This is a genomic window from Mycoplasma sp. 11548, from assembly GCF_055523555.1.
On the sequence record NZ_JBVFVF010000001.1, the window covers coordinates 178334 to 190276 of the forward strand.

The window sequence follows — 11943 nt, forward strand, 5'->3', positions numbered from 1 at the left end:
ATTAAGGAGGAATTTTGAATAAAAATCTGAATCAAGAATATGTTAAAAAGCGTCTTGGTTTAACATCTGCACAAGCAAAAGACTTTTTAGAAAAATATGGACCAAATACCATAAGAATTACTCAGAAAAAAAGTATCTTTAAAATCTTTTTATCTCAATTTAAAGATTTTATGATTATTTTGCTTTTAATAGCCGCAATTTTTAGTTTATCAGTTGCATTTTATGAAACATTTGGTGCAAATCATAAACCTGATACAACTGAAATTGTAATTAGTTTTGTTGAACCATTTATTATTTTAATTGTCATTGTTTTAAATTCATGTCTTGGAACATACCAGGAAATAAAAAGTGATCAAGCCGTTAAAGCACTCGAAAAAAATAATCAATTAAATTCAAAGGTTATTCGTAATGGAGAAACAATTTCATTACCTGCTAGCGAAATTGTTCCAGGTGATTTAGTAATTGTTGAAGCTGGCGATTATGTAAGTGCTGATGGTATTTTGCTTGAATCTTATTCGCTTCAAGCAGTTGAATCAGCTTTAACTGGTGAATCTACTGGAGTAGATAAGCAAGTTAATTTTGAACTTGATGTTGATCACCTTCCACTTGGGGAAAGAAGTAATTATTTATTTTCTGGAACTTACATTACTACAGGTCGTGGAGTTATCTTAGTAACTGAAACAGGTTTAAAAACAGAAATAGGTAAAATTAATACTTTAATTGAAACTCAAGAAGTACAATTAACACCATTACAAATTAAATTAAATAAATTGAGTAAAATCTTTGGTATTAGTGGTGTTATTCTATTATTTATCACCACAATCACCCAATTACTTATTACTAATACTTTATTAATACCAAATGGTTGAAATCAACCAGAAACTTATTCTAGTGCACTAATCGTAGGTATTTCGCTTGCTGTTGCAGCAATACCGGAAGGGTTAATTACTTTTACCACTGTATTGCTTGCTATTGGTGTTTCAAAAATGGCTAATGAAAATGTTATTATTAAAAGTTTCCCTTCAGTTGAAACATTAGGCGCTACAAATGTTATTTGTTCAGATAAAACTGGGACACTAACTGAAAATAAGATGACAGTGGTTGAATTTGAGGATGTTACTAACCCTAGTTCACTTGTTAATTCCAAAGCTTTATCTTATTTTGTGGCATGTTGTGATGCATCTGTTGTTTTAAATGAAAGCGGAGAATATGAAGAAGTTGGAGATCCTACTGAAACAGGAATCTTAATTTATGGAATGAAAAATAATATTTCAGCAGGTAATTTTTATTTAAAGCATAATAGATTAGATTCATTACCTTTTGATAGCGATCGTAAGGTAATGAGTATCTTAGTTAACAATGAAAATGATTTTAATACAATAATTGTTAAAGGTGCTCCTGATGTAATTTTAAGTAAATCTAGAAATGTAGATACAAAATATTATGAAAAAATTGAATCATGATCAAAGCAAGCTTATAGAGTAATTGCTTTAGCTTACAAAGATGTTTCTAATGATAAAACTAAATTATCTTTAGAAGATGAACAAGATTTAACTTTTCTTGGTTTAGTTGGTATGATCGATCCACCTCGACAAGGTGTTAAAGAGAGCATCATTGAAGCTAGAGAAGGTGGAATTAAACCAGTTATGATTACTGGTGATCATTTAACTACTGCTTTAGCAATAGCAAAAGAATTAGGAATATCACAAGAAGGAGATAAATCAATTAACGGAACAACCCTGGCAAATATGTCTGATGAAGAATTAAAAAACGAAGTTAAACATATCTCTGTTTATGCAAGAGTAAGCCCAGCTGACAAATTAAGAATTGTAAAAGCATGGCAATCGCATGATAAAGTTGTCGCAATGACGGGAGACGGAGTTAACGATGCTCCAGCTTTAAAAGCAAGTGATGTAGGCCTTGCTATGGGAATTACTGGAACAGATGTTTCTAAGCAAGCTGCAGATGTTATTTTAACGGATGATAATTTTACTACGATTGTTAAAGGAATTAAAAGTGGCCGCGAAACTTTCGACCGTATTAAATCAGTTATATTAAATTTATTAGTATCTTCGCTTACTGAAATCGTTGTAATGTTAATTGGACTATTTGTTTTATCATTTATCTTTAAAAATGATATTCAAGGAAAGGATTTAATTATTCTTTCTGCTTCACAATTATTATGAATTAACTTATTAACCCATGGTTTACCAGCTATCGCATTAGGAATGAGTCCTAATGATGTTGATGTTATGAAACGTAAACCATTTAAAAAAACCGAAAGTATCTTTTCACGTGGTATGGGGAAGAACTTAGTAATTTATAGTTTAATTTTAAGTTTTTTCTCAATCTTATCATATGTAATCGTTGCATTTTATGCAAGAAGTGAAAATATTGCAGGTGATCAATTTATTAGGCTAACTTCCACAAGTATGTTTGTTACCTTAGGCATTGGGGCTAGTCTCAACTCTCTTAATCTAATGTCTAAAAAATCTATCTTTATGTTTAGTTGAACTAAATATAAATTAGTTTATTTAGCAACAATTTTTTCAACAATCTGTGTTTTATTTGCCGCCTTTACTCCAGGAGTAAGAGATGTCTTTAAAATGGCTGAAATTTCACAAATTAAAAATTATAACGTTGTGTATTGGTTTATCCCAATTATTTTAGGACTTGGTTTAATAATCTTTGTTGAAATTGAAAAATTTATTAAATTATTTATCAATAAAAAATAATGTTAAAACAAACCTTTAGGATAATACCTAAAGGTTTTTGTATTTAAAAAGATATTCATTATAATGAATATCTTTTAGTTTTATTCAATAATATCAGTAGAACTTATAAAATCTTTTATGATATCTCTTTTGAAGACTGCTTTTTCTAAAGAGTAGTTAATTCATGGTAAAGCTATAAGAAATGCTAATGTTATTACATAAAGTAAAATAGGCACATAATTTTTAATTAATTCACTTTTCCCATTATCTCAGAAAACACCTCAACCTGAAGGGTTAGTTTTATCTGAGGCAAGGTTTGCAAATTGGAAATATAAGTATGAAGATTCAACAAATAAAATTCCAAGTACTGCCAATATTGCACTAATGTAAAATAGATAATCATTCATTTTTTTTGTTTCTGAATATGATTTTCTTTTTAAGGTATATTTTAGTATAACTAAACCATAAATAATGAAGAAGAATAGAGTAGTGAAGTTTGAAACTGCATCTAATATAATATCAGTATTTAATGATAAAGTTGGTACTAAAATTGTTAAAAAGTAAAATGCATGAACTAATACAATGTAAATAATAGTAGTTTTTAATTCACCAAATTTCTTTAATAATGAGCTTGATCCAAATAAAAATTTATTCCTTACACTTATACGCATTTCATTAACAAAGGCAGCTGAAATACCGTTAGTAACTCCTAACGCAGATAAGAAGATAAAGAAGATTACAGCGGTAGTAATGCCTGTTTTTCATTTATCTGGTAAAGAGTCATTTAATACACCATGTACTGAACCAGATGAGTGCAGTATCGATGAAACTGCAATTAATGAATAAAGAACAACAATAAATGTCATAGCAATTAAAATTGCTTTTGGTAGTGTTTTTGTAGGATTTTTAGTTTTCTCAGACATAGAGTTTGAAACTAAAAAAGCATCATAAGCAAATAATACAGCTGGCAATGCTGCCACAATACCTTTAATTGAGAATGCATTTTTTAAAAATGCATTTGTCCCATCATTATTATGAGTTGTTGGAAAAATAATTCCAATAAATAGCGCAGCAAATAAAGGTATAAATTTAATAATTGTAATTACAAATTGAAATTTAGCAGTTACTTGGTATGACCATATATTTAAAGAGATATAAATAATTGTTATGAACAATCCCACAAAGACGTGTGTTACTAATGTAACAGATTTTGCAAATTCAACATCAGCTAATATTAAGAAATAAAAGAATGCTTCAGATGCAAAAATTCCTAATACTGCACTTAGAATACCTCAATAAAATATTGAATATCCTAGCGAATTATGGTAAGCTAATTTTTCATTCTTAGTTACTTTGCAAACTCAATTACTTAATCCAGATAACTTACCATTTTTAAACGAACCTATTTCAGCAAATGATACAGCAGCACACATTGAAATAAGTCCTCCAATGATTCATGCAAATAATCAGCTTAAACCATCTCCATCAGTAGCCCGCGAAATAGAACCGTTTTTGAAAAAGATACCAATCCCGACTACTGATCCAACGATCATAGCTACAGATAAAAGTAAACCTATTTTTTTATCTTTTGTCATTTAAAACCTCCTTGTTTAATTTATTGCATAATTTTACCATAATATAATATATATATATATATATATATAGAAAACTAATAAAAATCCATATGTAATAAAATTTTACATATGGATTAAATTAATAAAGTAGTTTATTTGTTGGTTTTTTGATATTGTATAAATAAAAAGATTAACAAAAGATCATGTGCAATAAATTTTGGGCATGATCTAGTGATTGAATATTTCTATAAATGTTTAATTGATAAGATTCTAATAGTATATTTAATTGGAGCTTCTACTTCAATTTCATCACCAATAGTCTTTCCAAGCATTGCTGTTGCTAATGGTGAACGGGTTGAAATTTTATTGTCAAAAGGATTTGCATCATGTGAACCGGTTATTTTAACGGAATGCGTAGTGTTTTTATCAATATTATAAAATTCCACTTCAGTGTTGATGTCTACATTATTATTTTTTCTATTTGCATTTGATTCAATAATAATGGCACGATCGATAATAACTTCTAATTCTTTAATTCTACTTTCGACGATTCCTTGTCTTTCACGGGCTGCATCATATTCAGCATTTTCAGAAAGGTCACCTTGTGCGCGGGCTTCTTTTAAGGCTTCTTGAACTGCAGGGCGCTCAACACTAATTAATTTATTATATTCTTTAAGGTATTCATCATATTTTTCTTTTGATAAATGTATTTTATTATTGTTTAATTCGCTCATTATATCTCCTGAGTATGTAATATTCCTTTTATTTTACTATATTTTCAAGATTTTTATTCGTAATAAATAAAAATCTTGATGAAAAGTATGATATCTCATAGTTAATCTTTTTATCTTTTAGAAAACTTATAAAAATATTAAGTTCTTTACGTTTGATTTTTTCTAACGAAATGCAAATCATTCCATTTGGCTTAAGTTTTGAATAAAACATATTATAAATTGTATTTAATTCATATGAAGTGTTAAAAACACCAAGGAAATCAATTACATGATTATCATAAATGTTAATTGGATTAGTATATAAATTAGGGTGATTTAAACGTCCTTGATTTAATTTATTTAAATTGAGGTTGTTGATATCATAATATATTGTGCCTTTGGTTTTTATCGCTAAACACGAAAAAGCAAATTCTTCTTCTTTTGCCAAGATTAACTTATCTTGATAATTATTCAGAAATATTGTATTAATCATACCTTCAATATCATATGGATTAACATTGGATTTAAAATAATTTTCTAATTCAAAAGGCAAAATCCCAATATCGTTACGCAACGATTTAATTTGTTCTAATGATTCGCGTTGTAATTTATCTATATATTTTTTGGTATATTTCTTGGTTCAAATTAAGATCCCAATATAAATTCCGAAACCTAAAAACATTGCAACACCAGCCGAAATTATTAAAATAGTTCTTCAAGTCATGGTATCTCCTGTCTATCTTTATAGTATTCTAAATAATCATCTAAGATTAATTGGGCAGCTATTTTATCTTTATGTTTCTTGCGTTTTTGGTTAGTTAATCCAGCACTAAGCATAATTTCATGCGCCTTTTTTGTGGAATATTGTTCATTAATTAGCAAAATTGGCACATTTATGTTTGTTTTTAAATGATTAATAATTTTTTCAACATATAAAGTTGTAGCGCTTTTGGCTCCATCTATTTTTAAGGGGTATCCAATAATCAATCCATCAATTTTATGAGTTTTTAATAATTGGCTAATGTAATTGGTTATCTCTTTGCTAGCTTCTTTTTCATTGTAGCGAAGGGTTTCCAAATTTGAGGAAATAATTTCTGATTCATCAGTTATGGCAACTCCGCAAGTTCTAGTGCCAATATCTAATCCTAATTTTCTCATACTAATTTTTCCTGGATAAATATTTCCAAGTTTGTTGTATTTGCTATTTTACCCATGGATAAAATTGCATTCCCACCACCTTTGCCACCAAATTCTTTAAATATTTGTTGGGCAAGGTAATTAGAATTTTGTGTCTTGGAAGCTACAACAAGCATTGGAGTTTCTAAATCATTAATAATGAAGAAAGTTGAATTTTGGTATTTTTCTCTTAGTGTAGTTGCTATCACTTTTATATTTTCATTTGCAGCAACTTTTATAAATCCATATTTATGGTTTGACACATTTTTAAAATTAATTTCATCATATGAAAAAAGTGTAGATTGTTCTTTTTCTTTTTGTAATTTAACATAATCATTTCTGATTAAGGAGATTGCTTTATTGAGTTGTTGTATTGCTAGTTCTAAATCATCAGATAAATCTAAATTAAATTTATAGTTTTCGTTTAGATTTATATTTCTATTTATAAGTTTATTAACTTCTAAAAGCAATTCTTCTTTTTGGTTTTCAAGATATTCATTAACTAGCTTGTGTGATGAAATTGCACGAATTCTGAAAACAGCGGCAGATTTTTTTTCTACACTAACTATTTTAAAGTTTTCTAATTTTCCAGAATTACTAAGGTGAGTTCCACCGCACAAGTCAGCTGTAATATTATCAAATTTTACTATCCTTACAGAATTAGGGTTCATATATTCAGCTTCTTCTAGTGTCATAATAGCACCCATTTCTTTAGCTTGGTTAGTAGTCATATTTAAATAATGTCTGTGTGCATCTAATTTAATATAGCTTCTTACCAATTTTTCAACTTGGTTAATTTGTTCAATAGTGGGTTTTGAATCAGCTGGAAAGTCAAAAGTTAGTCTTTCTTCGTTATTATCACTTCCCAGTTGTTTAATTTCAGGTCCTAGAACATCTCTAAGCGCTGCAAATAAAAAATGAGTTCCAGAGTGGTTTCTTTCTAAACCAAGTCTAATTTGTGTATCAACATAACATTCAATTGGGTCTGATGAGTTTACCAAGCCTTCTACTTTATGTATATGATTTCCATGTTTATCTTTAAATACATCTAGTATTTGAATTTTTATATTGTTTTGTAAGATATAACCTTTATCATGTCTCTGACCACCGCTGGTTGCATAAAAAGGTGTATCTTTCAAAATTAAATAACCAATTCCGTTAATTGAATCTTGAAATGCATCAGCATCTAATAGATGAAGTATATTGGTTTTATTATGTGTAAATTCATAACCTATAAAATTATCAATTTTTTGTTTTATTAAAGTTAGTGAATTAATAACTTTATCCATACCCGAAATTTTAGTTCCCCGGCTTGAATCTGCATGTAGTTTTTTGGCTTCTAAATAGCCATCTTTGTTTACTGAGATGCCTTTAGCAGCTAAAATTTCTTCTGTTAATTCAATAGGGAACCCATACGTTTCAAATAATTTGAAGGCTAGGGCACCATCAAAAATGCTTTGTCCACTTGAAATATGTTTATTTAATAATTGTCTACCATTTTCAACAGTTCTTGAAAAAGATTCTTCTTCATCGATAATAATTTTTATTATTGGTTTAATATCATATTCATATGGCAATGTTTCTTTTATTGTTTCTACTAATTTATGTAGGATCGGTTCTTGAATATTAAGTAAGATTGCAAAATATAAACTGCGGCGAATTAATCTTCGAATTATGTAGCCACGGCCCACGTTAGATGGTTTTGCTCCATCAGCAATTGCATTAACAACTGATCTCATGTGGTCGGCAATAACTTTAAAGTATGTGTTAATTTCAGTTTGTTTAGTATCTTTAATGAAGTAGTTTTGGGTTTGATATTGATATTTTGTATATTTTTCAACTTGGTGGATGATTGGCAGGAATAAATCTGTATCAAAGTTAGTAGGAGCATTTTGCATGATCGAAACAATTCTTTCAAAACCTGCCCCAGTATCAATATTTTTTTGTTTTAATTCTGTGTAATTGCCTTCGCCATCTGAATTATAAGTTGAAAATACAATATTTCAGATTTCGACATAACGATCATTTTCAATATCATTTTTTAAAAGCTCAATACCTCTTTTATCATATTTTTCCCCACGGTCATAAAAAATTTCAGTATTAGGACCACATGGCCCTGATCCAACTTCCCAAAAGTTAGTAGATTTATCTCCGGGTATCATATGTTCTTCGCTAAATCCTTGCTTAATTCATAAATCTTTTGTTTCTAAATCTTCATAATAATATGTAAAATATAACTTTGATTTATCTAATTTTAATTCCTCAAGCAAAAATTTTGTTGCTAATTCAATTGCTTCTTTTTTAAAGTAATCTCCAATTGAAAAATTACCTAACATTTCAAAAAAGGTATGATGGCGGGCAGTGACACCGACATTTTCGATATCATTAGTTCTAATTACTTTTTGTGAGTTAACCAATTTTCCAGAAGGTGGGATTTTTTTGCCTTCAAAATAATCCTTTAATGTGGCTACACCACTATTTATTCATAATAATGAAGGATCATTTTGTGGGATTAAACTTTTAGATGGAATTATTAAATGATCATTTTGCTCAAAAAATTTAAGTCATTTTTCTCTAATTATTTTTGATTTCATATTTACTCCTAAAGGTAATCAATTTTTTTATTATTAATAAATAATTCATCAATAGTAGCTCCGCCAATGCAATAATTTCCATCATAGAAAACAACTTGTTGTCCAGGTGTAACTGCTGATGAAGTATCTGGGTAAAATACTTTTATTTGTTTATCATTTAAAATTTCTATTTTAACCTTAATATCTTTTTGGCGATATCTAAATTTAGCACTTAAATTTTCAGGATTGTAATTTAGATTATTAAAAGTATAATTTGAAGCAATTAATGAATCTGAAATTAAGTATTCGGGTTTAGAACTTTGAGCTACGTATAAAATATTTTGCGATACATCATGACCACAGACATAATATGGTTCTTTCATCCCCCCTAGATTTAATCCTTTACGTTGTCCAATTGTGTAATAAAAAACACCAACATGTTTTCCGATAATTTGTTCTGTAGTTATATCGATGATATCTCCTTCTTGTGCAGGAATATAATTTTGGAGAAATTTCCCAAAACTACGCTCACCAATAAAACAAATTCCAGTGGAATCTTTTTTATTGGCTGTTATTAAACCTAAATTAGCAGCTATTTTACGAATTTCTGATTTTGTTAACTCAGAAAGTGGCATTAAAACTTTTTCTAACTGTTTTTTAGTCAATTGAGCTAAAAAATAAGTTTGATCTTTATCTTGATCTTTCGCTCGTAGTAAATAACCATTTTCGACTTTAGCATAATGGCCCATTGCAATATAATCAGCATTTAATTGTTCAAATGCGTATTTTGCAAATGAACTGAATTTAATATATTTATTGCATAAAATATCCGGATTAGGGGTTCGTCCTTTTGCATATTCATCGATAAAATTTTGAAAAACATTATCCCAATACTCTTTTACAAAGTCAACACGGTGCAATGGAATATCAAGTTTTTTAGCAACAGACAGTGCATCTTTATAATCAACTTCTTGTGGGCATGCTTCATCATTTAAGTTATTATTTCCTAAAATATCATTGTTGGCAAGGCTATCTCAATTACGCATAAAAAGTCCTACTACTTCATAACCTTGCTCTTTTAACAAATAAGCTGCAACAGAGGAATCAACACCGCCGCTAAGTCCTACAACAACTCGTTTTTTTAAAATATGCATATTACTCCTTTTAGTTAATATTAAAAAATTATAATGAATTTTTTTGATTTTTTTTAATTTATGTTAAAATTATAACATGTGGTCGCGTAGCTCAGCAGGACAGAGCACGAGCCTTCTAAGCTTGTGGTCAGAGGTTCGAATCCTCTCGTGATCGCCATTTTTTTTATAACTTTTTTAAATAATTTAATAAAATAATTATATTATAACAATTTTAGTTATAAGTAGAATAAGAGGTTTTTATGATAAAAACTTTAAAAATCTTGCCAAGAAAAATCAAAATTCAATTTTTATTTGGTGTATTACTTTTATTCATTAATGTTGGGTTAACAATGTTAACTCCAATTTTCATATCGCAATTTTTACCACTATTAATCGATAAAAAAGAATTGTATGAAATTGAAGTTTTTAAAAATGTAATTTATAGTTCAAAAGACTTTGTTTCAGCATTTACATTTTTATTATTGAGCACAATAGGATTAATAATTGGCGGCGCTTTAACATCATTTGTGAGTCTATTTATAATAATATGAGCTGGCGAAAATGCTTCTGAATTTTACAGGAATATTTTATATGCCAAATATCAAAAACTTAGCTTAAAAGATATTTCACATTTTAGTGCTGAATCTTTGATAACCAGAATTACTGATGACGTTGCAGTTTTTTGAGAGTTTTTAGTTGGAGCTACAAGCGCTTTAATTAAAGCACCATTATTTATAGCATTTGGATTAACATTTGCAATTTTAACAGATTTAACCTTGACCTGAACGATTGTTGCAATTGTTCCTTTAATTGTTGGTTCGATTTTATATATTTTAGTAAAAGTTATGCCTTTAATTATTAAGGGTCGAACAATTATTGATAATAATACTAAATCAGTTAATGAGATAATCAGTGGAGCAAGACTCATCAAAGCATACAATTTACAAGAACAACAATATCAAAAATTTAAACAAACAAATAAAGCATGGAAGAAAAACGGAATTAATATTTTTAATATTTTTTCCATTAGTATGCCGTTTTTCTTTTTTGCAGTTAATTTAGTTATTGTGTTTATTTTTTATGGTGGATATCGGTTACTTGCTGCTAATCCATCTCAAGATGTAAGTAAATTAATTGCTAAAATTAATACTTTTATTGAGTATGAGTTTATGATGGCATTAGGTGTTTCAATGTTTGGGCAGTTTTTAGGGACATTTTTTAGGGCAAGGGTATCATCAAAAAGAATCATGGATGTAATTACTTGTGAATATGATGAATTACTAATATATAATGGTAAATCATTGCCAAATGATCCAAGTGAATATTCAATTGAATTTAAAAACTTTAGTTATAAATATTCTGAAACTGCTGAAAAGTATGCTTTAAAAAATATTAATTTTAAATTAGAAGCTGGGCAAACCTTAGGAATTATTGGCCCTACTGGTTCTGGTAAATCAACGCTGGCTAATATTTTAGTTAATAATATGAAATATTCTGAAGGTAGTGTAAAAATTGCTGGCAAAGAAGTTAATGAAATTAATTCATCACAATTACATAAGCAAGTTGGAATTGTATTTCAAGAAGCTATGCTTTATTCTGGGACCATTGAAAGTAATTTAAAATTTGCAAAAGAGGACGCTACACAAGAAGAACTTTATAAGGCAATTGAAAGTGCTTGTGCAACTGAATTTGTTAACTCATTCAGCGATACTTTTCAACATGTTGTTGAGCAAAGAGGGAAAAATTTATCTGGTGGACAAAAACAACGTTTATCAGTGGCTCGTACTTTATTAACTAATCCAAAGGTTTTAATCCTTGATGATACAACTAGTGCTCTTGATAATTTAACAGCTAGAAAAATGGTGCAAAATATTGCACAAAATTATATATGTACAACGGTTATTATTTCTCAAAAAGTTAATTCAATTAAAGATGCTGATAAAATTTTAGTGTTGAACAATGGTGAAATTATTGATTGAGGTAGTCATAGTGAACTAATTGCTAGATGTGATTGATATAAAGATATTTATCACAATCAATTAGAACAATAAGATAAGGAG

The 11943-nt window shown here is 28.6% G+C and carries 8 protein-coding genes and 1 tRNA gene; 3 read left to right on the forward strand and 6 right to left on the reverse strand.

Annotation, left to right across the window (positions count from 1 at the left end):
- The first annotated feature begins 14 nt into the window (after window positions 1-14).
- The gene (locus tag AC0B4K_RS00695; protein ID WP_465103403.1) at window positions 15-2735 is read left to right on the forward strand and encodes a cation-translocating P-type ATPase; all 2721 of its coding nucleotides are present in this window, start codon (window positions 15-17) and stop codon (window positions 2733-2735) included.
- Between the two features lie 80 nt (window positions 2736-2815).
- Here AC0B4K_RS00695 and AC0B4K_RS00700 read toward each other — a convergent pair whose 3' ends face one another.
- From AC0B4K_RS00700 to mnmA, 6 genes are all read right to left on the reverse strand, one after another.
- On the reverse strand, window positions 2816-4309 hold the full coding sequence (locus tag AC0B4K_RS00700; RefSeq protein WP_465103404.1) for an APC family permease: 1494 nt from the start codon (window positions 4307-4309) through the stop codon (window positions 2816-2818).
- Between the two features lie 224 nt (window positions 4310-4533).
- The gene (gene greA / locus AC0B4K_RS00705) at window positions 4534-5022 is read right to left on the reverse strand and encodes a transcription elongation factor GreA (RefSeq protein ID WP_465102019.1); all 489 of its coding nucleotides are present in this window, start codon (window positions 5020-5022) and stop codon (window positions 4534-4536) included.
- A 28-nt stretch (window positions 5023-5050) separates the two neighbouring features.
- Complete coding sequence (locus tag AC0B4K_RS00710) at window positions 5051-5725, reverse strand: BC85_0335 family putative methyltransferase (RefSeq protein ID WP_465103405.1); 675 nt, start codon at window positions 5723-5725, stop codon at window positions 5051-5053.
- Window positions 5704-6159, reverse strand: a complete 456-nt coding sequence (gene ruvX, locus AC0B4K_RS00715; protein ID WP_465102021.1) for a Holliday junction resolvase RuvX — start codon at window positions 6157-6159, stop codon at window positions 5704-5706. The genes AC0B4K_RS00710 and ruvX overlap by 22 nt, the downstream gene beginning before the upstream one ends.
- A complete protein-coding gene (alaS, locus tag AC0B4K_RS00720; RefSeq protein WP_465103406.1) occupies window positions 6147-8771 on the reverse strand; it encodes an alanine--tRNA ligase in 2625 nt (874 codons plus the stop codon). The genes ruvX and alaS overlap by 13 nt, the downstream gene beginning before the upstream one ends.
- An 8-nt stretch (window positions 8772-8779) precedes the next feature.
- Entirely contained in the window at window positions 8780-9895 is a 1116-nt protein-coding gene (gene mnmA, locus AC0B4K_RS00725; RefSeq protein WP_465103983.1) for a tRNA 2-thiouridine(34) synthase MnmA, read from the reverse strand.
- A gap of 89 nt (window positions 9896-9984) precedes the next feature.
- On the opposite strand from mnmA, the gene AC0B4K_RS00730 reads away from it, so the two are divergent.
- Together AC0B4K_RS00730 and AC0B4K_RS00735 are read left to right on the forward strand one after the other, a co-directional pair.
- A tRNA-Arg gene (locus tag AC0B4K_RS00730) sits at window positions 9985-10061 on the forward strand.
- 82 nt (window positions 10062-10143) lie between these two features.
- Entirely contained in the window at window positions 10144-11934 is a 1791-nt protein-coding gene (locus AC0B4K_RS00735) for an ABC transporter ATP-binding protein (RefSeq protein WP_465103407.1), read from the forward strand.
- Window positions 11935-11943 lie beyond the last annotated feature (9 nt).